We start from the raw sequence: 26,766 nt of genomic DNA on the forward strand, positions 1-26,766 counted from the left end.
GCGCCAGCCTGCCCTTTTGAACCTGCCGCGCCAGGCACCAGCGACGCGCTGAAAACAAGAAGCAGACATCAACAGGCCACCTCTACGGTGGCCTGCTGTTTTTTAGCTCTTTCCGCCTTCTGGCGGGACTGGCGCCCAGTGCCAGGCCAGGCGCCAGGCCCAGCGATATCAGCGCCGCCTGGCTCGGGCAGGCAGTTGGGTCCAGCCCCCTGCCAGCAAAAGCAGCGCCAGCAGCACCAGGGCCGCGTCTGAACCCAGAGGCACCGGGATCACCTCACCAGAGACGATGGCATCGCTGTCGGTGGCCGTACAGGGGGCATCCACCGTGCAGCGGCCACCCTCCAGCACGGCACTGTTGGCGGCAGTGCCACCGGCGGCGCCGTTGACCTTGGCGCGCACGGTATAGCTCACCTGGCCACCGGCAGCCACGCTGATGGCACTGCAGGTCAGGCCCGTGCAGGCGCCCGGGTCGGAGCCCTTGTCATCACCCGTTTGCCCGGTGATCGCCACATCGCTCAGTCCGCTGCCCGGGGTGTCCGACCAGCGCAATCCACTGACTGCCACACTGCCGGGGTTCGAAATACTGACGGTATAGGTCACCGTGCTACCCGCGGTCACGCTGCTTGCGTTGTTGGTCTTGCGCAGCACCAGCCCCGGCTGGGCGCTGACGGATGTCGTGGCGCTGGCGCAGTTCGCTCCCGCGCAGCCAGGACCCGGCACGGCCGGCGTGCCGCCAGCAGGGTCCACCGAGGCGTAGTTGGTCAGATTGCCTTCCACATCGGGCGCAGTGGCAGTCAGCACTATCGCTGCGGTGCCACCGTTGGCCGGCACCGGGCTGCCCACGGCGCAGCTGAGCAAGGCACCAGCGCTGCCCAACGGTGTGCAGACGCCGCCGGTGGCCGCCGTAGCCACCATGCCCGCTGGCAGCTGGTCATAGACCAGCACGCCTGCAGCAGCGTCGGTCTGGCCACTGTTGGACACCGTCAAGGTGTAGCTGAGGCTTTCACCACCGACCACCGACCCGGCACTGGTCTTGCTCAGTGCCAACGCAGGCGGTGTCAGGCTGACGTTCACCCCCGTGGAGGCGGAATTGTTGCTGCTGTCAGGGTCATAGCTGTTACTCCGGCCAGCGGTGGTGATGCTCACCACGCCGGGACTTGCCGGCGTGAAGGTGGTCGTGCAGCTGATGGCCGCGCCACTTGCCAGATTGGCCACCGGGGGGGTCACTGGCGCGCCGTCGACCGTGCATACCGTGCTCACATTGGTGGCATCAGCGGGCACGCCAGAGACCACGCAGTCCGCATTGCGCGCCGCCGCAGGGCCTTGGTTGGTACAGCTGCTGACAACGGTGACAGGGCTGCCCACGGCCACATTGACCGGCGGCTGCGTCGCTACCACCACATTGGCAGAGGCTGCGGAGGTGCTCACCGTGCAGTCAGCCCCGCAAGCGCCTGGCAGATCGCTGGTAATGGCATTGCTGATCGCCGCCTGCGCCAGTGGCGTATCCACCAGTACCGTGAAGCCCACCACGGCACTGGATGCGGCTGCCACCTGGACCGTTTGCGTGCAGCTGGTGCCTGCGGTCGTGCATTCGCCCGCACTCCAGCCTTCTGCCGTACCGGCGTAGCTGGTGCCCGCCGAGACGGTCTCCGTCAATGTGACCTGCCCCGGCGTACCGCCACTGTTGGTCACGGTGATGGTGTAGGTCAGGGTATCGCCGGGCTGCGCCTGGTAGCCGGCGGGCGACGCTGCGCCATTGACCTGGGTCAGCGCCTTCGCGATGCTGAGCGCTGCAGCGGTGCTGACGGAAGTGAGCTTGCTGGTGCAATGCGATGCATCCGTGCAGGCGGCACCCGGCTGCGGTGCCGCACCGCCGTTGTAGGGATCACCACCACCAGCGGCCGACGCGTGGTTGGTGACACCGCCCGTCGCACCACCGATGGCTGCAGCCGTGACGGTGACGGGCAGGTTGATCGTATCGCTGGCGCCGCCGGCAATGCTGGCCGCGCTGGTGCAGTCCACCTCCTGGCCGCTGACGGTGCAAACCCAGTTGCCGTAGGTGCCCGCTGCCGGGGTGATGCCCGCTGGCATGCTGTCACGCACGGTGATGGGGCCCACAGTGCCCACGCTGGCGTTGGTGTTGGTTACGGTCAACGTGTACTGGGCGCCTGCCTGGCCAACCACCCAGGGGCCATTGTCGGTCTTGCTCAGCTGCAGGCTGGGCGCATCGACGGCCGTGGTGTTGGTGACCTTGCAGTTGTCCGTCGTGGGGCAAGTGGGGTCACCACCGCCTTGCACGCTCGCTGAGTTGCTTACGCTCGGTGATGCGCTCGCCTGGGGGGTGACGGGCAGCACAAAGCTGATGCTCGATCCGGCCGCCAGGCTCGCGGCGCTCACGCAGTTCACTTGCTGGCCGGCGGCGGTGCAGCCTGCGGGCAAGGTGCCCAGGGTCATGCTCGATGGCACCAGGTCGGTCACCGTGATGGGCGCGTTGGTGGGCGCCGTACCGGTGTTGGTCACCGTCAAGGTGTAGCTCGAAGGGACACCGACCGACAGGCTACCGGCCGTTTTGGCCAGCGTGAGCTGGGGCGCATCCACTGCGGTGGTGGACTGGGGCTTGCAGCGTGCGGGCAGGTCAGCCGTGGCCGTGCCTGCTGCGCACAGCGGATCACCGCCGCCGGTAGCGGTCGCCTGGTTGCTGACCGATTGGCCGTTGACTGCGTTTTGCGCCGTCACACCGATGGTGAAGCTGGTGCTGGCACCACTGGCCAAGCCGGCCGCTGCCGTGCAGACCAGCGTCTGGCTGCCCGCTGGCGCTTGCGTGCAAGCGGCAGGAAGGCTGGCCGTATCGATGGTCAGGCCCGCCGGCATGGTGTCGGTCACCACCGCTGCCTCTGTGGTGGCAGCCGTGCCGGTGTTGCTCAGGGTCAGCACGTACTGGGCAGGCACACCAACGGTGAAGGCACCGACGGAGCTTTGCTTGGTCAAGCTCAGCTGCGGGGCGGTCACGGGGTTGTCGGTGGTGCCGCTGCAGTGGGCCTCAGCCGGGCAGCTGGGGTCGCCGGTGTTGGCATCGGCCTGCGCGGTGTTGACCAGGCTTTGGCCAATGGCACTGGGCTGGGGCGTCACGGGAATCGTGAAGCTGACCGCGCCGCCGGTGGCGATGCCAGCAGGGACCTGGCAAGTCACGGTCTGGCCTGCGGCCGTGCAGGCTGCAGGCAGGTTGCCGATGGCCAAGCCGGCCGGGATATCGTCGGTGATGGTGCCGGCCAAGGTAGGTGCCTGGCCGTTGTTGGTGGCCGTGATCACATACTGGCTGGCAACGCCCACGACAAACGGGCTGCTGAGGGTTTTGACGACATCCAGTCGGGGCGTGTTGACGCTGGTATTGACCGTGCTTTGGCAACCAGTCGTACAACTGGCGCCACCGCCGGAGACAGTCGCAGAATTGCTGACCAAAGCGGATGTGCCATTGGCCACGCTGACCGGTGCATTGATGACCGGGGCGTTGGAGCCCGGCAGCAGCACCGCATTGGTGGTACAGGCCAGTTGGCTGGACGAGCTGGCACTGCAATCCCAGCCCGTTGCGGTAACAGGCAGGTTGATGCTTACACCGGCGGGCATCGTGTCATTGACGGTGATGGGGCCCACCGTGCTGCTGGTGCCGCTATTGCCCACCAAAATCGAGTAGGTGCCGGGCTGGCCAACGGCAAAGGCCGCAGGGGTTGCCGATTTCTGGATACGTAGCGCTGGCGCGCCGCTGTTGGTGTTGGTGGTGGTGCTCGTCTTCGCGCAAGGCAGCACGCTGCAGCCCACCCCGGCCGGGGGCGTGACCGAGGCGCTGTTGACGATGTCACCGGTGGCGCTCAGTTGCGCCACGCCGCTGACATTCACCGTCACGCTCTGGCCGCTGGCCAGGTTGACGCCGGTCAGGTTGATGGCGTTGCCGGTGCCGCTGCTGCTGGCCCCGCAGTTGGCCACCGGCGTGCAGCTCCAGCTGCTGACTGCCACATTGGCCGGCACATTGTCCGTCACCGTGACGCCATTGGCATCGCTGGGGCCGGCGTTGCTGACGACGATCTGGTAGTTGAGGGCTTGCCCGGGCAGATAGCTGCCACTGGGACTGGCCGATTTGGTGATGCCCAGATCGGCCTGCACGGCCACTGCCGTACTGGTGCTGGCGCAGCGTGGATCGCCGGCGCTGCAACTGCCCGGTTCCGGCGCATTGCCGCCGTTGGCCGGGTCTCCGCCGCCGCCCACGGTGGCACTGTTGGCCACACCGGGCACCGCGGCGGCGCCCACCGTCACCGGCAGGGCAATCGCAGAGACCGCGCCAACCGCAATCGGCGCGCTGCTGGTGCAGCTGACCGCCTGGCCGCTGACCGCACAGTTCCAGCCGCCGTAGGTGCCCGCAGTCGCAGAAATGCCTGCCGGCAGGCTGTCACGCACGGTCACCAGGCCCGAGGTGGGCGCCGTTCCGGTGTTGCTGACGCTCAATGTATAAAGCGCCCCGCTCTGCTGCACCGCCCAGGGCCCGTTGCTGGATTTCGCCAGGCCCAGCCGGGGCGCCGGTGTCACCGTGATGATGATGTTGGCATTCGCCGTCAGTCCAGCCGCATCGGTGATTTGGTACGGTACGGTCACCACCCCGGTGAAGCCAACCGCTGGTACAAAGCCGTAGTCGCCCGCCGCGCTGACCGACAGCGTTCCGCCCGCCAGATTGCGCACACAGGGAAAGGCGGTGCAGGCAGCGCCGTTCAGACCGACCAATGCCACATTGGTCCCGGTATCGTTGGCGAAGATCGAAGCCGTCCCGTTGACTGGCACATCCATCAAGGTGGATTGGGTGTCGTCCGCTGCGAGCAGCAGCGAATTGGTCATCTGGCAACTGATGTTGGCAGCGGGATGGAGCACGCTGACTGGCAGGGAAATGGTATTGCCTGTGCGGCTGCCCAACAGGCCGGTGTTGCCGGTGATGGCGCTGTTGGCATCGGTGCAGGAAGCCGTTGCCAGGCGCCAACCCGGTGGAGACGCCGGCAGCGTTTCCGCGATGCTGACCGGCAATGTGGGATTGGGAACGTAAGCGGGGGCGCTGGTGACGGGCGTGTTGACAGACGTGGTCGTCAGCGACGCCGTGGGCGATGAAAGGTTGGTATGGGCAAACGCAAAATTGCCGGTTGCCCCGTAGCTCACTTTGCTTGTCGTGACGCAGGTCGGTATCGAGGCCAATCCATAACCTACCAGATCACCGTTGGCCAGGCCGGAGGTCGTCAGTGTCAGACTGGAGACGAGACTGCTGGAGTTACCGACAACGGCACCCGATTCTCTGACGGTCGGCGACGGGTTGCCTCGCGAGATCACACCCGTCGCGGGGTTGTAATTGAAGACATCATACGGTGCACCACCACCGGCCGACATCGTCGACAAAGAGAAATGGCTGGGGCTGGCCCCGCCGGTCACGGCCAGAGTCATGCTCGGCGTATAGGTGGGTGTCGACGCAATGCCGATGTCAAAAATGAACAGCGCTATGCGATTGGCAGGCACCGGAGGGGAAAACGTATAGCTGAGCACCGTGTTGCCGGTGGCTCGCAAAAAGGCCGGTGTCGTGACCGATCTCTCCAGGCCCTGGACATTTTGAAATGTCACGGTGCCGCCGTTGTTGAACGTGGAGGCGGTGCTCATCGTCACCGATGCGGTGCTGTTATAGCCCACCAGTGGAAACGTCTGCCCCGAGGCAGCGCTGTTGCCGCCGAGGTCACAGGTCTGCGCCCGCGCAGACCATGCACAAACCAGCAATACCCATAGCACCAGCCATCTCGAGCCTGAAGGCACATTAAAAACACCAATGGTTCTTTTCATCGGAAACCTCAAATGGTTAGAAGTCACTCACCGAAAAATCAAATGGCAGCGTGCCTCTGCACGCACATGCGGCACCAATTATTTAAAACATCTATCAATTTAAGTACTTTAATAATTAATGGGCATTATTAATATTCTAACCAGCCTGGCCCCAAATACAATTCATTTAATGGTCTTGTAGCAGGAATACTGCAAATGCTATGGAAAAATAGGTGTAAACCAGGGGATCGGCCGCATGCCTCATGGCATTTCGCGGCTGAAACTTGAAAAAGGTATTGACAAAATATACAAACGTATAGGTCGCGCGCAGCGCACTGAAAATACCTTCGCGGTATTCGGGCGCAGGCCAGGCATTAACGCCGGGCATTCACCATCGCTGCGCCCACTTTGCGCGGTATCGCCAGTTACAGGGCGTTGGCACCGGGTACCAAGCATCCTGGTCCACGGCTGCTTCTGTTGAGCGATGAGAGAACCGCATTTGTTGCCAGAACAAAAACCACACCCGTCGACAGGCATTTGGCGACGAACCGCAGGTAACCACCAACACCCGCTCCGTACGGTCCCATACGCCTTCATTGAAACGCCAGCTGGACCGCGGTTCGCTCTAGGGAGCGCTGCGAAACAGCGCAAGCTTCGATAGTTGGCCGTTAAAGCGTATCCAGAAGTAAATTTATTGAATACAGGGCGCCATCGTTCAATTCCCAAACGCACCCTCACCAGTAATGAGCGTTGGCATGCCTTCTCCGCCCCTCAAACGCCTACGACTACACAAGACATGCCCTACAAACCGGGATGGTCAGGAGCCATAAATTGGAATGACCGACCGAGCGGTCGACAACAGGAGCACACGATGAGCACCAGGTATTTTGACAAGCAGGGACATGGCCGAGATGACCCCCATGGAGGATCTGACATCAGGCACTCGGACGGCGATAGTGGATATGCGGATCCCAGCCAGGGCCCACATGGCACCGCGACAAACGATAGCGGCGACGCCGAGCGCGGCAGCTTTGGGTCTTATAGGTCCAGCCAGGCACAGGACCGCAGCTACCGGGAGCAAGGCTGGGGCGACAACCGCGGCTGGAATGCTGAGTATGAAAGGCGGGAGAACGGGGGGCGATTCTCAGCCTCGCCGGACTGGCGCAGCGGGGCCGCTGATCCTTCCATCGCGCAGCCCGACGATGTCTATCCCCAATATGGCATGCGCCGCAGCTCCGGCGCGGGCAGCAGCGACGAAGGCAGCTTTTCCGGGAGCCGCCATCCATCTGGGGCCCACTCGGCCTACGGCCCAGGCCAGGACGCGCCAGGCCGGCAGTATTCCCAGCATGACCAGGATTATCACCAGTGGCGCCAGGAGCAGATCGCGAATCTGGACAGCGATTATGAAGCCTGGCGTGGTGAGCGTTATCAGACATTTTCCGATGACTTCAACCGCTGGCGCGGCAGCCGCAACCGCAGCAGCCCCAACACGGACCCCTCCCCCGTTTCCGTCAACAAACGCAAGCCCTCCCCGTAAATGACTTATCGCCGGCAGCCTGACAGCGCCGGCTTTTTAATGCATCGCTAACAGCGCACAGGCTGGGGCAATCCGATCAAGCTGGGTACAAAATTCTCCGTGGTTATTAAAAAAATAAAACATGTCATTAACCCATCGATTCAAATAAGGCACCGGAACGCCGACCGGACCTTTTTTGAACCTGCTTTTTCAGACGCCTCACCAAGCTGTGTCGGCCTTGCGCCCACCCCCTTCGCCCTGCTCTGGGAAACTCCGCGAAATCCTCGCCCCTTCGGATCGACGCGGATGGCGATAGGGCGCAACGCGTCTTTTGCAGTCCATAGCGTGTCCTTGGCAACAGAGACAAGCTAGCGGATCGCCTGCGTCCGCACGCTGACTGGTCAGCGCGTTTTGCAGAGGGTGCCTCAATCGCCACCGCCTGCCGCCCGCGTAGGCCTGCTGCGCACATGGCGAGACCGCAGATCGCCGAATAACGCGCACGCCGTGCGCGCCCTGGCAAGGCATCCATTGCCGGCCATTTCCCCGCGCCTGCGTTACACGTGCCTCCACCCCGCTTTTCACAGCGTGGGGAACTGCGCTACCATTTCTTCCGTACTAATTACAGGACCTATCACCTTATTCATCCAACCACTGCTATGAGCTTGTACGACACGATTGAATCGGCTTTCCTCCAGGTGTTGAAAAGCGGGCGCACTCCTCACCGGCTCCATCTCACCGAGGCAGGTCTTCAAACGCTGATCAGCGACCCAACGTTGGGAGCATCCTGGACACCCAGCATCCCGGATTTCTGGGAACAACGGGTATTGGGGATGCCATTGCAAAAATCCTTGGCGCATAACGCCATCGAAGTGGAGGGCGAACTCGTGCTGCTGGACAGGCAGCCTCCTTCTCCTAGCGCAAAGTGACTGAGGGCGGCTGTGCGGACAGCCCATCCCGCATGCACGCAGGGAGTTGAGGAAGTTGAGGCAGTTGCGGCGCATTCGCCGCACTACGACCATGCGAGAACAGCGACTACACCGCGCAGGCCCCTTCGCGCCTAAGCTGGTCTTGCAGCCTTGACAGCTGCGTGTACCGATGAGGAGATAGCGATGACGAACCGACAGCAAGGATTCCAAAGCCCCAATGGCGAAAAGCCCGAGGATGAAGCCAAGATGCAGGACCAACTGAGGCTCCCCCCCGAGCACCAGGAGCGCGAGCACCAGGACGGGGGCGATGCCGAACGCGAGCGCCAGCGCCAGCAGTCGCAGCAGTGATGGCTCGGCATTCCTCTTACTGTACGCCCGCTCATGCGGGCATTTTTTTGCTCACTGTAGACCAGACACTGGCGGTAACCGGGACAGCTGCGATGGCTGCAATGGCAAAAGCACTACAGGCAGTCAGCTAAAACCTTTTGACATTCCTCAGACGATGCCTACACTGCCCCCCCGCTTGAGCGCAGATGATGGAGCCATCGAAGAAAGGAGTTCGTCATGCAACACCAGCCATCATTTCCGATGCTGACCATGCCAACCCGACCCTTAGTCGCGCAGCGTGGTGAGAAGCAAAACCGCTATGTTCCCGCCGTGTCCACGGACATCAGCAAGACCTTCGAAAAATACCGCCGTCTGGCCGCCCTCCAGAACGCCAAGCAGTTGGCAACGTAGACGCGTTCGCAGACCTGCGCACTGCGCGATGCAGATAAAGCATTGTCAATGCGCAGTTGTCTGGAGCGCACGACCGTGAGATGTCCGTGCGCTGAATGTCTGCCTGAGGTTCTCCAACCTCCCATTCCGTTTCCTGCCGAGTTCATGCATTTCCCCTCCATCCGGTTCAAGTTGGCATGAACGGCTTCTCGCAAGCATCGGCTTTCTTATCGCAATGACCTGACGGCCCTCTGCGTTGTCCGAAGCCCGCTGGCCCTGCCAGCGGGCTTTCGCGTTGCACGCCGTGCTCTACTCCTTTCACCGGACCATGTCCAGCCCGGGAGCCGCCTAGGTGACTCCTACGCCGTATAGAGGCACCTGCTGACTCACAATTGTTCATATTGTGCGGACAATGGGTGACCGTCCTTACTGCCGCCATGGCCTGCGGAATTAGCCCTCCCTGTTCTCCATGCCTTTGTAGCGATTCCCTCGTACGGCCTCGCTGTACCTATTTGGAGAGCCCCTTGGATTCACCATTTCAACTGGCCCAGCAGATGGCGCAGCTCGACCTGGAGCAAAGGCAGGCGCTGCTGATGATCGCCTCAGGCGCACCCATTGCCACGTGCCTGGATGCGCTGACCGAGGCCGTGGGGCGCCTGGCTCCGGGCACACGGGCCTGTGTGCTGCTGACCAACCATGACCGCAGCGAGATGGCCGGTGGTTATTCCTCGCATTTTCCGCCGTCTTTTTCAGAGTCGGTCCGGGGTCTGCCGATCGGCGAGGCCCTCATCGGCACCTGTGGCACCGCGATCTACGCCGGCCAGCCGGTCACCTGCGCTGACGTTGAAAATTCATCGCAATGGTCCCCCGCTTGGCGGCGGCTGTGCCTGGAAAACGGAATTCGCGCGTGCCACTCCCACCCGGCCCAAGGCCATGGCTCCAGGGCTGTCGGCTCTTTCTTTCTGTGTCTGGGCGAGGCACGCGAGCCCAATGCCTGGGAGCGCCGCGTGGCCGAATTCGGTGCGTTGGCGACCGGCATCGTCGTCGAACGCGAACGCGCTGCGGCGCATCTGCGCAAGGAGCTCGATTCGCTGGCCCGCCTGCAGGCGCTGAGCGCCGAGCTGGTCGGGCCGGGCCAGTTCGAGCTGCTGCTGAAAAAGATTCTGGCGGCGGCGGCCGATATCTCGGGCACCGATAAAGGCAATATCCAGATCTGGGATCCTGCCAAACGCAGCCTGCGCATCGTCGTGCACCAGGGCTTGGGCGAGCGCCTCGTCGCACACTTTCTTGAAGATGGCTGGGATGCCAGTTGCGGTGAGGCAGCGCGGAATATACAGCGCCTGGTCGTCCCCGATGTGCTGGAACTCGAAGCACTGCGTGGCACCGTCGGGCTGGAGATCGTCGTCGAGGATGACATCCGCGCTATCCAGTGCACCCCTTTGCTGAGCCGCGATGGGCGGCTGCTGGGCATGCTCAACAACCATTACCGCCAGCCCGGGGGGCCCTCCCCCGATGCGCTGCGCTACATCGATCTGCTGGCGCGCCAGGCAGCCGAACTCATTGAGCGGCACCAAAGCGAATCGGAGTTGGCACAGGAGCGCCAGCACAAGGACGAATTCTTGGCGATGCTGGCCCATGAGCTGCGCAACCCGCTGGCACCGATGCGCAACATGCTGGAGGTGCAGAGGCGCTCGCGCGGCAACTGGCAGCAGGTGATGGAGGCCAATGAAGTCATGGAGCGCCAGCTCCAGCAGCTGGTGCGCCTGGTGGACGACCTGCTCGATGTCAACCGCATCAACCGCGGCAAGCTGGAGCTGCGCATGGAGAACGTCGCGGTGGAAGACGCCGTTCGGCAAGCCGTTGAAATGTGCCGCCCCGCGCTGGACGCACGGGGCCACCAACTGCAGTTGACACTGCCTTCGCAACCCGTGGCGGTCAATGGCGACTCTGCCCGGTTGACGCAGATCCTGGGCAATTTGCTGACCAATGCGGCCAAATACACGGCCCCGGGCGGGCTCATCCAGTTGCAGGTGGAGAGCAGTGGTCCTCGCGTACTGATCAGCGTCCAGGACAACGGCTCGGGCATCCCCCAGGACCAACTCGACCATATCTTTGCAATGTTCAGCCAGGTGGACCGCAGCCTGGAGCGTTCACAGGGTGGGCTCGGCATAGGCCTGATGCTCGTCAAGCGGCTGGTGGAGATGCACGGAGGAAGCGTCCAGGCGCACAGTGAAGGCCTGGGCAGGGGAAGCCGCTTCTGCGTCGCTTTGCCGCAGGCTGAGCTGGAAACCCCGCCGCTGCCGCTGCCACTCGCTCCACGCGACAGCATCCCGCGCCGCGTGCTGATTGCCGACGACAATGCCGACGCAGCGATGTCGCTGGCCACGATACTCAAAATGGAGGGCCACCATGTGCAGACCGTCTGCAGTGGTGCCCAGGCACTGAGCCAGGGCCAGGTCCTGCAGCCTGAAGTGGTGCTGCTGGACATTGGCATGCCCGACATGAATGGCCTGGAAGTCTGCCGCCGCATGCGCCAGCTGCCCTGGGGCCGGGCCATCACCATCATCGCGTTGACCGGTCTGGGCCAGCAAGAAGACAGGCGCCAGTCCGAGGAAGCAGGCTTTGACGCCCACCTGGTCAAGCCCGTCAACATCAAGCTGCTGACCGACATGCTTAGCACGTTGCCAATGCAAAAGCTGATGGCATCGTTTGGCACCGGCATGTGAGCCCCGTGTTAGCCCGTCCGGTAAAGCGGGCAGCAGACCTGCGCTGCTGCAATGCCGTACGCTGGGCAGTTGCCGCAGCCTGGGCCGGTACTGCCTATTGACCCTGGTTCTTTTTCATGCCCAGCGCATGTGCGCGGTGGGCCTGGAGGGCCGGCAAGGTCTTGGCGGCAAAGGCCCGCACCTGGGCATCATCTGCGGACCTGCTGGCCTTCTCGAAAAGCCCGATGTCGTGCGCATGGTCGTTCAACCCCACCTCATCGATAAAGGTCTGGTCGAAGTTTTTCGCTTGCGCCACATTGGCCAGGCGCTGGGTTTTGTCATTCGGCAGCGTTGTCGGTAAACGCACGCCCTTGCTGCTGGCGAGCGCCTTGAGTTCCGCGTTGGCCGCCGTGTGGTCCTTGACCAGCGTCGAGCCGAACGACTGGACCGCCGAGCTGGTGCCCTTTTGCTGCGCCAGATGGCCTGCCTGGACCTCGTACAGACCCCCGGCAGCGGCCTGCTGCAAGAAGGCCTCGTCCTGCTTGCTGACGTCGGCTTGCGCCGAGGCCGCCCATGCCAGACCGCAGAGAATCGCTGAAAAACGGGTGATGGTTGTCATGGCTGCTCCTTTGAAATACACGGAAAGGGGAACGTCGGTTGGCTGGGATGGAATGGCCCTTGCGGGCTCAGTGGCCGCCATCACCGGCAGGCGCACTGTGGGTGGAGCCGTCGGGCACCGCACCGCTGCCCCCGGGCGCAGCCCCACCGGAGGCTGCGTTGTCGCTCGGCGCAGCGCTGGTGGCAGGCGGCGCGCTGGCCGCACCTGGGCCAGCGGCACCTGGGCCGGCCGCACCTGAGCCGGCGGCACCCGCTCCCGCGCCACCGCTGGCGCCTCCAGCGCCGGAATCGGGCGCTTTCGGCGTCACGCCCAGGTCCGGGTCCTTGCCGGTGATCGTGGCGCCATGGCCCTGGGCATCCACCCGCGCGGCATTGCTGCCTCTTTCCGGGCTGCCGGCACCCGGGTAGGTTGCGCCCGGTCCGCCAGGCTCTGCAGGCGGTGGCGGCACCTTGGGGACGGGAAACGCGGAGTCTGCCTTGTCGCGGTCACAGGCGCTCAGCGCCAGCATGCTGGCCAGTGCCAACGCCAGCCCCGGCAATACCCGCCGGGCCCGGCTGGGCGATTTGTCTGCATTCATCTCGGTCTCCTGGTTGCTGGGCTGTTGGCGGCTGCGGACACAAGGTCACCGCCGCTCAGCCCTCGATTGAAAAAGCGCATCCCGGTCATGCCTTTGGCAGCGAATCGGCCATCCAGGCCCGCATGCGCTCGAGCAGATCGACCCGGTGCGACGGCTTGCCGGACACCGCGAACGAATGGCTGCCTCCCGGATACAGCACCATCTCGGTTCTGGCCTGACCCAGGTAGGCCAGCTTCACATACAGTTCTTCGGTCTGCGAACGCGGGCAACGCTGGTCTTCCAGCCCCTGAATGAACAAGGTCGGTGCCGTCGCATGTTCGATCGAAAAGGTCGGCGACAGGCGGTAGACCGTGCGGCGGAAATCTTCCTGCGGCAGGTCCATCGAATAGGTATCCGAGTAGTACCCGCTGTCCGACGTGCCGAAATGGGATTCGATATTGGCGACAGGCGCACTGACAACGGCGGCTTTCAAGCTGCTCTCATGCGCGATGCTGTAGGCCGCCATGAATCCGCCATAGGAGTTGCCGGTCACTGCCACATGCGCGTCCACCAGATCGTCCGCTTGGAGCTGACGGACAATATCCAGGTGTTGGGGCAGGTCCAGCTCGCCCCATTTGCCGCGCAGGCGGCCACAAAACGCTCTGCCGTAGCTGCTCGATCCCACCGCGTTCGCCGACACCACCGTCCAGCCCTGGGATGCCAGCATCTGCCAGTAAGCGTGCGATGCAAATGTCAGGTCCACATAGCTGGCAGGGCCGCCGTGAAAATCGAGCAGCAAGGGCCTGGTGGACGGAGCAAAACACCCCGATGCCTTGTCCGGACGCAATATCCAGGCATCCACAGACTCCTTGCCTCCGTTGCCATCGGGCACCTGAAAACGGCGGTATTCGGCCACCATCGCGTGCCGGTCATTCCGCCAGTCGTTGAAATGGCTGATGGCGCGTTCCTGCGCATCGCCGGGCCCTTGGAAATAGACTTCCTGCGGATGCACCAGGTCTTCCCGCGTATACGCCAGGCCATTGGCCTGAACCAGCGCGCCGACATGGAAATCTCCGCCCCGCAATATCCGGACCTCGCCCGCAGGTATGGCTATCGAGGCGGCGCACTGCAGACCGTTCTTGACCTGCACAAAGCCCAGTGAACGCGAATCCTTGGACCAGCACAGATCGCCGGCCAGCACCTCCAGCGATGCGGACCCGAGGCCGCTGACCTTCTTGCTGTGCAGATCGATCAGCCACAGCCGGTTCTGGGCATCGCCGGCCTGCTCGGCCCCCATGAAGACGATCCAGCGTCCATCGGGTGACCAGCTCGGCGAGGCGCTGTTGCTTTGCGCCACACTGAGGCGCTCGGACTGCGCGACCTGGCCGTCCTGCAAATGCAGCAACCAGATATCGGTGCAGTGGTATTCGTTGTCTGCCTCACGCGTCCTGGCAATGCAGATGCTGTTGCCGTCCGGGCTCCAGGCGGCCGCGCGCACATCGTAGTCACCTGCGGTCAGCTGCGTGGTCTGGCCGCCGGGCACCGCCACCAAAAACAGGTGGTTGCGGGTATGCAGCGTGTAGTCCCTGCCATCCATCTTGTACGGCAGCCGCCAGCAGCGCTGCGGCGCATTCAGATCCGGGGCTGCCCGATGGGCGCCGTCGCGTTGGCGCGCACCTTCGCGGCCCGCGTCGGGGTCCACGGTGACATTGCCCAGCGCCAGCAGTGCCTGGCCATCGGGGCGCCAGCGGATATCGTTGGCGCCACGGGCCAGGTTGGTGATCTGCCGGGCCTCACCGCCCTCACCCGGCATCAGGTACAGCTGCGCGGTGCCATCACGCCGGTCCGACAGAAACGCGATCTGCCGGCCGTCCGGAGACCAGCGCGCCGCCGTATTCTTGGACGGCTCAGCCGTCAACTTCCGCGGTGCTGCCCCCGGTTCGGTGGGAAGCAGCCATATATCGGAGAGATAATCATCTTTGTCCTTGTCCGCATATTGGACTGTGCACAGCACCTGGTTATCTTGGGACATATCCAAGCCGGAGATAACCTGGTCAAGAAAAACATCATCGGGCGTGAAAGCATCGGGCATGGGATAGAACCTGGAAGCGATGAGGTCATCAAAAAGCGGCTTGGTAATGGCTACCAAGCCGCAGGCCGCTTAGCGCTGCTGACTGCCTTTGTTGGCGTCGTTCTTGCTGCCTTCGCTCTTGTTGCCTTGCTGGTCTTGCTTGCGCTGGCTGCTGTCCTGGTTCTGCTGCTGCGCGCCGCCGCGTTGCTGCTCGGACTTGGCGTTGTTGTCCTGCTTCTGGTTCGTATCATTGCGATGTTGCTGGGTCATGATTCTCTCCTGGAGGAATTACCGAAAAGAGCTTCGGCACACCGATTAATGCAGGATCCATGCCATGGGAACACGTTGAGGGAAATGCCGTTGTGCCGGGCTTTACTCCCGCAGCGGAGAGAAAGATTTGCAGAAACAATTGCAGGCTTGCGCATGAAACCACACTACCCCGGCAGTGCCTGCCCGCATCAGGGCGTCAATATCACCTTGCGGCAATGGTCCTGCTGCTTGTCGAAAATCTCATAGCCCTTGACGATATCGGCCAAGGCCATGCGGTGGGAAATGATCACCTCGGGGTGCATCGCGCCGCTGAGGATATGGCCCAGCAGCTCCGGCAGGTACTTTTGCACATGGGTCTGGCCCATCTCGAAACACAGCCCCTTTTCAAACGCATCGCCGAACAGGAAGCCGTGGATGAACCCGGCATAGACCCCCGGAACGCTGACCACGCCGCCCCGGCGCGTGGCGGCAATGCACTGGCGCAGCGCCTTGCCGCTGGAGCCTTCGATCCTCAGGTTCGTCAGCAAGGTCTCGACCGCGCTGCCCTTGGCCTCAAAGCCCACGGCGTCGATCGTCGCGTCCACCCCCCGGCCCTTGGTCACTTCGAGGATGAAGTCGGCCGGGTCGTCGATCTTGTCGAAATTGATCGGCGTGACACCATAGGTCTGCCGCGCGAAATCGAGGCGCTCATCGTTGTCGTCGACCATGAAGATCCGCTCCGCACCGAGAAAACGGGCACACAGCGCCGCCATCAAGCCCACCGGCCCGGCGCCAAAAATGGCCAGCGATGAGCCCGGGCTCACGCGCGCGTTCAGCGCCGCCTGGTAACCGGTCGGCAAAATATCGGACAGAAACAGCACCTGCTCATCGCTGAGGGCCGCCGGTATCACGATGGGCCCGGTATTGGCCTTGGGCACCCGCGCATATTCCGCCTGGCCGCCGGAATAGCCGCCGTAGAGGTGGCTGTAGCCGAACATGCCCGCGCCCGGCCGGAGTTTTTTCTTGTTGAGAATCGCCCCGCGCCCGGGGTTGGTCTCTTCGCAGGCGGCAAACAAGGCCTTGTCACAGAAAAAGCACTCGCCACAGGCGATGACAAACGGCACCACCACGCGGTCGCCTCTCTGGACATGGCGCACTGCGGGCCCGACCTCCTGCACCACGCCCATGAATTCGTGGCCCAGGATGTCCCCGGACTCCATGTCCGGAATCTTGCCCCGGTAGATATGCAGGTCCGAGCCGCAGATCGCCGTGGCGGTGACCTGGATGATGATGTCCTCATCGTCGCGAAGAACGGGGTCGGGCATCGATTCGTAGCGCACATCCTTGGCAGCGTGGTAGGTCAAGGCTTTCATAGGGGGTTTCCTTCGGTGTCGAGGTTCTTGGGCGCCGGGTTTCAGCGGACGGGGGCAGGTACAGGGGTCCGTCCGGGAGCGGGTCGGTCAGGCGGTGCGCCGGGGGCACCGTTGGCCGCAGGGGCAGCAGGCGCCGTGGACGCATCCGGAATGCCATCGCGGTCTGGCTGCGGCACAGCCAGGCGCCCCGATGCGTCGTGGTCCGGGCGCGTGTCATGCCGCCTGTCGGCATCGGGAAGCGTCTGGCGGCTTTCATCGGGTTCCGGATCGGTGCTGCGGGGGGCCGGAACAGCGGGGCGCTCCGGCACCCGGCGCTCGGGCGTCCGGTCGATGATCGCGCCATGCGACGCATCCGCGTCGGGGGCCGCAGCCGCTTGGGCATACCCCAGCGGTGGCAGCAGCGCCGCCGCCAGTCCCAGCACGGCAGCGAGGAAAGGTGCACGGTCATAAGAAGGGGTCATAGGGCTCTCCTGGGTGATGCAGGGCATATGCCCCGGCAGGGCATAGATCCTCGACATGCCACCGGCAATTGGCGTGCCTGGCCGCGAGGAGATGGGTTCTGCCTTGGTTTCTGCCGCCGCAGGCCCGCAGGCACGGCATTTGCCCTGTGTGGGGAGCCGTCCGTTGCCGCAAGCCTCTTGTGGCATGCGGTACAGGCAGATGCCTACCAGGCCGAAGGCGCCGTCGCGCTCTGTGACCCGTTCGCGGGCCTGCTCTTCCCTCCCCCATGAAAAGGTGTTCCATGCCCAAAACCACTGATTCCGTGTCCAGCCCCAGCACCCAAGCCGCACCTGCGCGCAATACGGACAGCGGGCCGGCTGCCAGCGGGGCGGCCGATCTGCTGTCGCTCAAAGCAGCGCAAACCGAGGAACTGGCCGCAGCCCGCCCCTACAACCCCAACAAGGCGGGCGAGCATGGCTTCGACAGCGGCCTCAGCCCGGCGCCCGGCGCACATGCCGATGCGCCATCCCGGCTTCCCACCGCCAGCACGCTGTCGGAGCTGGAAACCTCGGCCAAGACCGGCAGCATCGCGCCCGCTGGCACGAACGCGACCATCGGCACGCTCGACCGGGTGCGCGTGGACTCCGAGGGCCAAGTCCTGACCACCAACCAGGGGGTGCCGGTTGCCGACAACCAGAACTCGCTCAAATATGGCGAGCGAGGGCCTGCGCTTCTGGAGGACTTCATCCTGCGCGAGAAGATCACGCACTTCGACCATGAGCGCATTCCTGAGCGCATCGTCCATGCCCGAGGCTCTGGGGCCCATGGCTATTTCGAATGCTACGAGCCGTTGACCGACCTGACGCGTGCGGCGCCTTTTCAGAAGGCCGGCAAGGTCACCCCGGTCTTCGTGCGCTTTTCAACGGTGCAGGGTGAACGCGGCTCCAAGGACACGGCCCGCGATGTGCGAGGCTTTGCCGTCAAGTTCTATACCAACGAAGGCAACTGGGACCTGGTCGGCAACAACATGCCGGTGTTCTTCATCCAGGATGCGATGAAGTTTCCCGACCTGGTCCATGCCGTCAAGCCCGAGCCCCACCACCAGATGCCCCAGGCCGCCAGTGCGCACGACACGTTCTGGGACTTTGTGTCGCTGATGCCCGAGTCCACCCACATGCTGATGTGGCTGATGTCGGACCGGGCGATACCGCGCAGCTATGCGACGATGCAGGGCTTCGGGGTGCACACCTTCCGGCTGGTTAATACGGAAGGGCAGTCGGTGTTTGTCAAATTCCACTGGACGCCGATGGCCGGCACGCATTCTCTGGTGTGGGACGAAGCACTGAAGATCTCTGGCGCCGATCCCGACTACCACCGCCGCGATCTGTGGGAGCGCATCGAGGCCGGCGCCTACCCCGAGTACGAACTGGGCGTGCAGGTCTTCACCGAGGAAGAAGCCGATGGCTTCAGCTTCGACATCCTGGATGCCACCAAGATCATCCCGGAAGAGCTGGTGCCTGTGCGCCCCGTCGGGCGCATGGTGCTCAACCGCAACCCGGACAACTTCTTTGCCGAGACCGAACAGGTCGCGTTCTGCGCCGCCCATGTGATCCCGGGCATCGACTTCTCCAACGACCCGCTGTTGGCCGGCCGCATCCACTCCTATGTGGACACCCAGATATCTCGGCTGGGCGGCCCCAATTTCCATGAAATCCCGATCAATGCACCGGTCGTGCAGGTGCACAACAACCAGCGCGATGGCATGCACCGGCAGGCCATTGCGCGCGGCAAGGTCGCCTATGAGCCCAATTCGCTGGCCGGTGGCTGCCCGTTCCAGGCGGGCGCCGCGCAGGGCTTTGTCTCGGTGCCAGCGCGCATGCAGGCGCAGGAGGCCCAAGGCAAGGTGCGCGCCAAACCGGAGAAGTTTGCCGACCACTACACGCAGGCCAAGCTGTTCTTCGATAGCCAAAGCCCGGTCGAGCAGGCCCATATTGCTGCCGCCTTCCGTTTCGAGCTGAGCAAGGTGACGGTGCCCGCCATCCGCGAGCGCATGGTCTCGTCGCTGCGCAATGTCTCCGACGCGCTGGCCATGCAGGTCGCCCAGGGGTTGGGCATTGCGGCGCTGCCCGAGGCCATGCCGCTGGCGCTGGTGCAACCCGCCACGCCCGAGGTGTTGCAGTCGCCCGCGCTGTCGCTGGTCTCGCGCCCCGGCGAGATGCATATCCAGGGCCGCAAGGTCGCCATCCTGGTGGCGGACGGCTCCGATGGAGAGAGCGCCGTCGCATTGCACCAGGCGCTGTTTGCGCAGGGCGCGGTGCCCCGCTTTGTCGCGCCGCGCATCGGCCCGGTGGCAACCGCTGACGGCGTCGCGATCGATGCCGATGCATCGCTGGAGAACGAGCCGAGCTTTCTGTTCGACGCGCTGGCGCTGGCCAATGGGGATGCAGGGGTGCAGGCGCTGGCCGCCAATGGCTATACCGCCGAGTACATCCTGAACCAGTACCGCCATTGCAAGCCCATCCTGGTGATGCCCGATGCCTCGGCGCTGATGCAGATGGCCAAGATTCCGACGTCGCTGCCCAGCGGCGAGCAGGACCCTGGGGTGGTGATGGGTGCGACGGCCTCCGATTTCGAGGACTTCGTCAGCGCGATCACCCAGCATCGCCATTTCGAACGCGAGAGCGATCCACCGCGTGTGTAAGCGCCGGGCAGGCTGGCCGGCGGGCCCGGCCGGCCTGCGCCCGGAGCCGGCACATGCCCGCCACCGAACCGGATGTTCCGCTTCGACAAGCATTTTTGCAGGAGCACATGATGACTTATCTCCCTCTTGATGGCTATCCATCCGGCTTCCTGCCTTCCCGCGTGGCGCAGCCCGTACTCGTCGTGGGCGATGGCATGCTTGACCGCTACTGGGACGGCCAGGTGGACCGCATCTCCCCCGAGGCGCCGGTGCCAGTCCTGTCGATGCACCATGAGTGGCAACGCGCAGGGGGCGCGGCGAATGTGGCCGCCAATCTGGCGTCGCTCGGCAGTGTCTCCACCCTGGTCACCTGGCTGGGTAGCGATGCAGCAGGTGACCAGTTGAGCGGCCTCATTGAGGCGGCCGGTGTGACCCTGAAGGCCGTACGCAGCCCGCAGGCCACGACGACCCAGAAGATCCGGGCCGTCTGCAGCCACCACCAGCTGCTGCGCGTCGACATCGAGCAGCCCATTCCGCCAGACGCGCTGCAGGCGCTGTGCGCGCTGGTGGCCGAGCTGCTGCCGCAACACCCCTGGGTGGTGCTGAGCGACTACCACAAAGGCGTGCTGGCCCAGTGCGACCAGCTGCTGCAACAGGCCCGGCAACAGGGCTGCCAGGTGCTGGTGGACCCCAAGGGCAACTGCTTTGACCAGTATGCCGGTGCCTGGCTGCTCAAACCCAATGAAAAGGAAGCGGCTGCCGTCACCGGCAGCTGGAGCGATGACACCGAGTTCGCCTCTCTGATGGAAGCGCTGCGGGCGCGGCTGCGCCTGGAGCATCTGCTCGTGACCCGGGGGAGCCGGGGCATGTCCCTGTTCAGCGCTGGCCAGCCTGCGGTGCACATCGCGTCGGCAGCGCATGAGGTGTTCGATGTCAGCGGCGCGGGCGACACGGTGCTGGCCGCGCTGGCGGCCTGTCTGGCTGCGGGCGAGCCATTGCACGATGCCGTACGGGGTGCCAATGCCGCTGCTGGCCTCGCGGTAGCCAAGTTCGGTACCGCCGTAGTGACAGAAGCGGAGCTGCTGCAGGCGCGGGCCCAAACTGCCCGCAAGGCGCGGTTGCCGGCGCACTGACGCCACCCCTAACGCCCGCGCAGCACATGCCGTGGGCACCTGGCAGTGGGATGGCATGGCATTCTCGACGCGCCATGGCGCCGTGCCGACCCGACAGCAGCCACGCTATCGGTCCGCTGCCTATGTAGCTATAAACAATCGTTATAGATTTTACGAATAAAAATACCTAGCGCCACCGCAGCCGCCTTCACCAGGGTCTTCGCCTGCCAGCACACCATGCGATAGCGCCTCCTGTAGCCAGCGTCAGTTGCGGGACAGGATTCTCCAGATTTCTCCTACAAGGCAAATAGCATCTTCACCTAAATTGACACTTTTTCACACAGTCTGTCGCCGCCTTCGGTGCCATCATGACAGTGTTGATTGTCTGTGGGGGTCGTGGAGGAACGAGGGTTATGAAGCATGTATTGATCGTCGATGACGATACCGACTCGGCAGCCAGTATGCGGGCCTTGATCGCCGACGATGATTTTTCGGTCGCCGTGGCGCACAGCTTGCGCGACGCGCGGCGCCAGATGGCGCTGCAGCAACCGGCGCTGGTATTGCTGGATATCCAGCTGCCTGACGGCAGTGGTATGGACCTGCTCAAGGACGCCGACGTCGTCGGCGATGCGTTGGTGGTGCTGGTCACCGGCCATGCCAGCCTGGACACCTCGATCGCGGCCCTGCGCCATGGCGCTACCGATTACCTGGTCAAGCCGGTGCAGTTTCCCCGGTTGAAAAAAATTCTGGCGCAGCTGACCGCGTTGTCACCCGCGTCCCGCCCGCTGAGCGCCGAAGCGCGCGATGCGGCACTGGCGCCCACGATGACCGCGCAGGGCCAGTTTGGGCGGCTGTGGGGCCGGGCGCCTGTGATGCAGCGCATCTATGCGCAGATTGCCCGCGTGGCTCCCACGTCCATCACGGTCTTCATCACCGGCGAGAGTGGGACCGGCAAGGAGATGGCGGCGCAGACCCTGCATGACAGGAGTGCCCGCAGCACCAAGCCGTTTGTCGCCGTCAATTGCGGCGCGATTTCTCCGAACCTGATGGAGAGTGAGTTCTTCGGCCACGAAAAAGGCAGTTTCACCGGCGCCGACCGGCAACACCAGGGCTTTTTCGAGCGCGCCGCCGGCGGAACCCTGTTTTTGGACGAAGTGACCGAAATGCCGCTGGACCTGCAGGTCAAGCTGCTGCGGGTGCTGGAGACCAGCACTTTCCATCGCGTCGGCTCGGCCCAGAGCCTGCAGGCCGATGTCCGTATCATTGCCGCCTCCAACCGCTGCCCTTTCGAAGCGGTCAAGGAAGGCCGGCTGCGCGAGGACCTGCTCTACCGCCTCAATGTGTTTCCGCTGCAGATGCCACCGTTGCGCGAGCGGCTCAGCGATGTGCCCCTGCTTGCCGAGCATTTTCTGCGTGCCATATCGGCCCAGGAAGGCGAGCCCAAGAAGCTCGGCGCAGGCGCCATCGCGCAGATCACCAGCTACCGCTGGCCGGGCAATGTGCGCGAGTTGCGCAATGCCATCCAGCGGGCCTACGTCATGGCCGAGGGCGGCGTCATTGACGAGGAATGGTTGCCCAAGACCGGAACCGGCGCGCCGCTGGCGGTGATGGACGTCCAGGAGCCGGCACAGATCCGCCCGCTGGCGGCAACCGCCGCCGCCGGGGACCCCGACACGCCGCAGCCGCCGGCAGCCGAGGCCACCTTGCAGCTTCCGGTAGGTATCTCGATGGCGACCGCCGAGCGCCAGCTGATCGAGGCGACGCTGAAGGAATGCCTCTACCAGAAGGAGCGCACGGCCGCCGTGCTGGGCATCAGTCTCAAGACCCTGTACAACCGCCTCAAGGGCTACACCAGCCCCCAGTGAGCGCGCTGCACAGGGCGGGTGGCCTGTCCGCGTGGCCGGGTAACCGCCCCCCGGTCATGCGGTCACTTCCTGCAACACCCGGCTCCAGTCGCTGGCAAAGCGTTCGATCGCAAAGCGCTCGCGCGCCAGCCGGCGGCCCTGGCTGCCCCACTCCGCCGCCAGGCCACGGTCGAGCAGCAGGAGCTGCATGGTCTCGACCAGGCGGTCCATCCGGTTGTCGATAAAGCCGTTCTTGCCACTGGTGATGACCGTGGCCAGCTCGGTGGTCGCCAGCCCGACGACCGGCAAGCCCATCATCATCGCCTCGATGACGGCCAAGCCCAGGCTGGTGTAGCGCACGGGATGGAAGAAGAAGCGGTGGCGCGCCATCAGTTCGGGCAAGGCCTGCTGCGCCACCTCGCCAGCGCCTCCCACTTCCTTGCTGCCCATGCCCACCAGACACAAGGGCACCTGCGCTGCAGCCTGCTGCCATATATCCAGCCCCAACCGCCTGCCGCGCCGCCCGATGTTGTTGACCACCACCAGCCCCTGGGCCAGCTCGCCGCTCCAGACATGCTCGGCCAGCGGCTTGACGCCGTGCTCCACCACCCGGAAAGGCGTGACGCCGTTGTCCCACATCAGCGCATTGAAATGGGTCACATGGACCAGCAAGGCCTGCGGGTCCTGGCACCAGTGCAGCGTGTTGGTAGGGCTGTCCTGCGGCGGGTCATGCTCCAGCACGATGCGGGGCAGGCGCTGCTGCGCCGCGCTCAGCAGATGGCGGTCCGTCTCCCAGGCCTGTCTGGACTGGTACAGCACCACGTCGAACTCCATCGACTGGATCTGCGCCAGCGGCGCTTCATGGACATCCGGCCCCCAGGGCAAGCTGCCACTGCGGCCACTGTGGTGGGTGCTGCGCGCCGTATCGGTGACGAGCCAGAACGCGTGCGGCACCTGCGTCAGGTTGTAGAGATAGTTGCCGTGGACGTGCCAGGTCAGCACCCGCAGTTTTCTGCGCGGCTGCAGCAGTACGGGCACGGTCCGCTCAGCGGAGAGTTGCATGCTCATGGTGTTCCTTGTAAGGCCAGGCGGGCACTTGCGGTGCGCCTGGCGAGGGGCCGGTGTGCCATCGGCCGGTGGTGAGCAGCTCCAGAGCGGACCGCGCCACCGTATCGGCCGACAGCCCCCAGGCACAGGGATGGCCGATGGGACAGACCCGGTGCGCACAGGGCCGGCACTCGAGCGCATGGGCCAGCACCCGATGGCGGGAACGGTCCAGCGGCGCCCAGCGGCCGGTGTCACTGCCGCAGGCCGCCACGACGCTGGGCGTCTGCAGTGCAGCGGCGATATGGGAGACGCCGGTGTCATTGCAGACCAGCAGCGCGGCGCTGTCGATCAACGTGCCCAGGGTCCACAGATCGGTCTGGCCGCAGAGGTTGGTGCACGGCGCACGCATCAGCGAGGCCACCGAGGCGACCAGCTCGCGCTCGGCCGCAGTGCCGGTCAGTACGACCGGCCAGCCCACCTCGGCCAGGCGGTCGGCCACTTCTGCAAAATAGCCGGCCGGCCAGCGGCGCGACGGCAGTTGCGAGCCCACATGCACGATCACGTAGCGGCGGTTGCGCGGCACCAGCGCATGGGCGCGCTGGTAGTCTCCCGCGTGCAGCGGGAAATCCAGGTCGCTGCTGGTGGCTGGCAGGCCCAGGTGCCGGGTCAGCGCCAGCAGGCGCTGCAGCTCATGGCCCTGGTCCGGCCAGCGCAAAAAAAGGGCTGCATCCGGGGCATCCGGCGCATCCCGCCCGCCCGGGCAGGCCCCCTCTTCGCAGAACCCGGCCAAGCGGCCGGCCTGCCACTGGGCCAGCATCGCATTGACGATGCCGCCCGAGCCGTGCAGTTGCAGCACCAGGTCAAAATGGCGCGTGCGCATGCGCTGCAGAAACCGCTCGCGCTGCTGCAGCGTGGGCTCAGCCACTTCGGGCAGACCGGGCCAACCGGCAAAGGGCTCAAAACGATCGATGCTGTCCAGCCGGTCGGCCAGCGCCTCGGCCCAGGGCAGCCCCACCAGGGTGATTTCCGCCTGCGGCCAGGCCGCGCGGACAGCGCGCAATGCAGGGGTCGCCACCAGCATGTCCCCCAGCATCAGCGCCCGGAACACCGCCACCCGGCGTGGCGCCAATGCGCCAGAGGCCGAGGTCATGCCGGCTCCAGAATGATGCGGACGACCTCTTCCCACGCCGTGCAGCGCGCCGAAGGCGCGCGCCCGGGTCCTGGCTTCCAGACGGTCTCCCCGCCGGAGTCGTAAAGGATGGTGCGGCAACCGGCGCCGCTGCCCGCTTCGACATCGTCCAAGGTATCTCCGATCATCCAGGAACGCGCCAGGTCGATGTCGTAGAGATCACCGGCCTCCTCGATCATGCCGGGCAGAGGTTTGCGGCACACACAGACCGGCGCCCCATCCGGGCTGGCCTGGTGGGGGCAGAACTGGAAACCACGCAGCTGCACACCGGCTTCCTCGCGCAGACGCCGGGCCAGCGCATCGCGCAGCACGAGCAGCTCTGCTTGCGAGAAATAGCCGCGGGCCACGCCGCTCTGGTTGGTCACCACCACCAGCTCATAGCCCTGCTGCGCCAAGTCGGCCATGGCCTGCAATGCCCCCGGGCGGAACTCCAGCAGCTCGGGGTTGACGTTGTAGGGCACGTTTTCGACCAGGGTGCCGTCCTTGTCGACAAAAATCGCGGGCTTGCGGCCGGTCATCGCTGCCACCCCGCATAGCCCCCCTGCCCCAGCGCGGGAGTTTGCCAGGGCGGCGCAGACAGCGCGTTCCAGGGGCCCGGCGATGCCGGGGCTGCAGCCCCCAGGCGCCCGCCGGCGGACGACAGGCGCTGGAACACAGCAGCGAGGTCGCGCGCAATCTGGCCCCAGGTGAAATGCTTGTGCACGCGCTGCATCCCGGCCAGCCCCATCGCCCGGGCCAGGCGCGGCTGCGCATGGAGCTTCTGCAGGGCCTGCGCCAGCGCCTGTGGTTGCTTGGGCTCGACGAGGTAGCCCGTCACCCCGTCACAGACGGTATAGGCAATGCCGCCCACCTTGCTGCCGATCACCGGGGTGCCGCATGCCATCGCTTCCAGCGGCGTGATGCCGAACGGCTCGTACCAGGGCGTGGTGACGAATACATCGGCCGCCAGGTACCAGTCACGCAGCTCCTCACGATCGCGGCGGCCGGCAAAGCTCACCCGCTCGCTGATACCCAGCGAATGCGACAGGCCCATCAACCGGTCCAGCTCAGGGCAGGTCTCGGGGTCCGGAATGCGCTGCTCGCCACCGACCACCACCAGCCGGGCGGGCACCGTGCGCGGCAACAGCGCCAGTGCGCGGATCACGTTGTCAATGCCCTTGCGTGGCACCATGCGCCCCAGCTGCAGCACGATGAATTCATCCTGCACCAGTCCGAGCCGCGCCCTCGCCTCGCTGCGCGAGCCGGGACGGAACAGCTGGGTGTCGACCCCGCAGGCCACCGTGTCGATATGCGACGGCATTGCGCCATAGAGCCGGATCAGGTCGCTGCGGTCCTGCGGGCATTCGGCAATCAGCCGGTCCGAGCCATGGACCAGCGCCCGCTCGATGGTCTCGCGCTCATTAGGAAACCCGTCGGCCGCGCCCTGGTGTTCGCGCCGGACCAGCCCCAGCGCATGGAAGGTCGTCACCAACGGCGCACGCAGCGCACTGCGCAGGGCCATGCCCACCCAACCAGACATGAAAAAGTTCGCATGGATCGCGTCATAACGGCGGCGGGGCTCCAGCAAGCTGCGCGCTTGCTGCGCAAAATCAGGCATCCACTGCAGCAATTTTTCCTTGGGAATGTGGTGTGCAGGGCCTGCATCGATATGCAGCACCCGCACGCCAGGCGCCATCTCAACCTCGGCGGGCAGATCGGGGTCGTCGCGGCGCGTCAGCACATCCACCTGGTGGCCCATCTCCCCCAGGCAGCGGGCGACGCTGTCCACATAGACATTCTGGCCCCCGGCATCGGTGCTGCCGGTCAACGCAAGGGGCGAGGCGTGCTCGCTGATCATTGCAATGTTCAAACGCTTGTCGTCATCCATCACTCGCTCCTTGCTG

At 64.7% G+C, this 26,766-nt stretch carries 19 protein-coding genes; 8 read left to right on the forward strand and 11 right to left on the reverse strand.

Annotation, left to right across the window (positions count from 1 at the left end; translation table 11 throughout):
* Positions 1–168 precede the first annotated feature (168 nt).
* Positions 169–5,682 (reverse strand): Ig-like domain-containing protein, encoded by a 5,514-nt coding sequence (locus ACHWUQ_RS18035; protein ID WP_394681966.1) that lies wholly within the window; start codon positions 5,680–5,682, stop codon positions 169–171.
* 1,027 nt (positions 5,683–6,709) lie between these two features.
* Here ACHWUQ_RS18035 and ACHWUQ_RS18040 point away from each other — a divergent pair.
* The 5 genes from ACHWUQ_RS18040 (at position 6,710) to ACHWUQ_RS18060 (ending at position 11,723) form a co-directional block, all read left to right on the forward strand.
* The gene (locus tag ACHWUQ_RS18040; RefSeq protein ID WP_394681967.1) at positions 6,710–7,375 is read left to right on the forward strand and encodes a hypothetical protein; all 666 of its coding nucleotides are present in this window, start codon (positions 6,710–6,712) and stop codon (positions 7,373–7,375) included.
* Positions 7,376–8,010: 635 nt separating this feature from the next.
* Complete coding sequence (locus ACHWUQ_RS18045) at positions 8,011–8,280, forward strand: hypothetical protein (protein WP_394681968.1); 270 nt, start codon at positions 8,011–8,013, stop codon at positions 8,278–8,280.
* A 183-nt stretch (positions 8,281–8,463) separates the two neighbouring features.
* Positions 8,464–8,628 (forward strand): hypothetical protein, encoded by a 165-nt coding sequence (locus ACHWUQ_RS18050; RefSeq protein ID WP_312835513.1) that lies wholly within the window; start codon positions 8,464–8,466, stop codon positions 8,626–8,628.
* A gap of 216 nt (positions 8,629–8,844) precedes the next feature.
* The gene (locus ACHWUQ_RS18055) at positions 8,845–9,018 is read left to right on the forward strand and encodes a hypothetical protein (RefSeq protein ID WP_158400602.1); all 174 of its coding nucleotides are present in this window, start codon (positions 8,845–8,847) and stop codon (positions 9,016–9,018) included.
* A gap of 503 nt (positions 9,019–9,521) precedes the next feature.
* On the forward strand, positions 9,522–11,723 hold the full coding sequence (locus tag ACHWUQ_RS18060) for an ATP-binding protein (protein ID WP_394681969.1): 2,202 nt from the start codon (positions 9,522–9,524) through the stop codon (positions 11,721–11,723).
* Between the two features lie 94 nt (positions 11,724–11,817).
* Here ACHWUQ_RS18060 and ACHWUQ_RS18065 read toward each other — a convergent pair whose 3' ends face one another.
* The 6 genes from ACHWUQ_RS18065 to ACHWUQ_RS18090 all read right to left on the reverse strand — a co-directional run bounded on the left by ACHWUQ_RS18065 (position 11,818) and on the right by ACHWUQ_RS18090 (position 17,031).
* The gene (locus ACHWUQ_RS18065) at positions 11,818–12,321 is read right to left on the reverse strand and encodes a DUF4142 domain-containing protein (protein ID WP_312415868.1); all 504 of its coding nucleotides are present in this window, start codon (positions 12,319–12,321) and stop codon (positions 11,818–11,820) included.
* A 67-nt stretch (positions 12,322–12,388) separates the two neighbouring features.
* Entirely contained in the window at positions 12,389–12,898 is a 510-nt protein-coding gene (locus ACHWUQ_RS18070; protein WP_394681970.1) for a hypothetical protein, read from the reverse strand.
* 85 nt (positions 12,899–12,983) lie between these two features.
* Complete coding sequence (locus tag ACHWUQ_RS18075) at positions 12,984–14,795, reverse strand: prolyl oligopeptidase family serine peptidase (RefSeq protein ID WP_394681971.1); 1,812 nt, start codon at positions 14,793–14,795, stop codon at positions 12,984–12,986.
* A 243-nt stretch (positions 14,796–15,038) separates the two neighbouring features.
* Positions 15,039–15,218 (reverse strand): hypothetical protein, encoded by a 180-nt coding sequence (locus ACHWUQ_RS18080; RefSeq protein ID WP_312462305.1) that lies wholly within the window; start codon positions 15,216–15,218, stop codon positions 15,039–15,041.
* A gap of 188 nt (positions 15,219–15,406) precedes the next feature.
* On the reverse strand, positions 15,407–16,570 hold the full coding sequence (locus tag ACHWUQ_RS18085; RefSeq protein WP_239812471.1) for a zinc-dependent alcohol dehydrogenase: 1,164 nt from the start codon (positions 16,568–16,570) through the stop codon (positions 15,407–15,409).
* A 41-nt stretch (positions 16,571–16,611) separates the two neighbouring features.
* Positions 16,612–17,031 (reverse strand): hypothetical protein, encoded by a 420-nt coding sequence (locus tag ACHWUQ_RS18090; protein ID WP_394681972.1) that lies wholly within the window; start codon positions 17,029–17,031, stop codon positions 16,612–16,614.
* A gap of 281 nt (positions 17,032–17,312) precedes the next feature.
* On the opposite strand from ACHWUQ_RS18090, the gene ACHWUQ_RS18095 reads away from it, so the two are divergent.
* The 3 genes from ACHWUQ_RS18095 to ACHWUQ_RS18105 all read left to right on the forward strand — a co-directional run bounded on the left by ACHWUQ_RS18095 (position 17,313) and on the right by ACHWUQ_RS18105 (position 22,668).
* Positions 17,313–19,712: a catalase gene (locus ACHWUQ_RS18095; RefSeq protein ID WP_394681973.1), complete on the forward strand. Its 2,400-nt coding sequence runs from the start codon at positions 17,313–17,315 to the stop codon at positions 19,710–19,712.
* Positions 19,713–19,822: 110 nt separating this feature from the next.
* A complete protein-coding gene (locus tag ACHWUQ_RS18100) occupies positions 19,823–20,824 on the forward strand; it encodes a bifunctional heptose 7-phosphate kinase/heptose 1-phosphate adenyltransferase (protein WP_394681974.1) in 1,002 nt (333 codons plus the stop codon).
* Between the two features lie 392 nt (positions 20,825–21,216).
* Positions 21,217–22,668: a sigma-54-dependent transcriptional regulator gene (locus ACHWUQ_RS18105; protein WP_394681975.1), complete on the forward strand. Its 1,452-nt coding sequence runs from the start codon at positions 21,217–21,219 to the stop codon at positions 22,666–22,668.
* Positions 22,669–22,722: 54 nt separating this feature from the next.
* Here ACHWUQ_RS18105 and ACHWUQ_RS18110 read toward each other — a convergent pair whose 3' ends face one another.
* From ACHWUQ_RS18110 to ACHWUQ_RS18125, 4 genes are read right to left on the reverse strand one after another with little or no spacing between them, the layout of a single operon-like run.
* Entirely contained in the window at positions 22,723–23,715 is a 993-nt protein-coding gene (locus tag ACHWUQ_RS18110) for a glycosyltransferase family 4 protein (protein WP_394681976.1), read from the reverse strand.
* The gene (locus ACHWUQ_RS18115; protein ID WP_394681977.1) at positions 23,693–24,844 is read right to left on the reverse strand and encodes a glycosyltransferase family 9 protein; all 1,152 of its coding nucleotides are present in this window, start codon (positions 24,842–24,844) and stop codon (positions 23,693–23,695) included. The genes ACHWUQ_RS18110 and ACHWUQ_RS18115 overlap by 23 nt, the downstream gene beginning before the upstream one ends.
* Complete coding sequence (locus ACHWUQ_RS18120) at positions 24,841–25,401, reverse strand: D-glycero-alpha-D-manno-heptose-1,7-bisphosphate 7-phosphatase (protein WP_394681978.1); 561 nt, start codon at positions 25,399–25,401, stop codon at positions 24,841–24,843. The genes ACHWUQ_RS18115 and ACHWUQ_RS18120 overlap by 4 nt, the downstream gene beginning before the upstream one ends.
* Complete coding sequence (locus ACHWUQ_RS18125; protein WP_312462295.1) at positions 25,398–26,750, reverse strand: glycosyltransferase family 1 protein; 1,353 nt, start codon at positions 26,748–26,750, stop codon at positions 25,398–25,400. Before ACHWUQ_RS18125 ends, ACHWUQ_RS18120 begins: the two co-directional genes overlap by 4 nt.
* Positions 26,751–26,766 lie beyond the last annotated feature (16 nt).

The sequence above is a fragment of the uncultured Comamonas sp. genome, from assembly GCF_964277875.1.
GTDB lineage: Bacteria > Pseudomonadota > Gammaproteobacteria > Burkholderiales > Burkholderiaceae_C > Comamonas > Comamonas sediminis.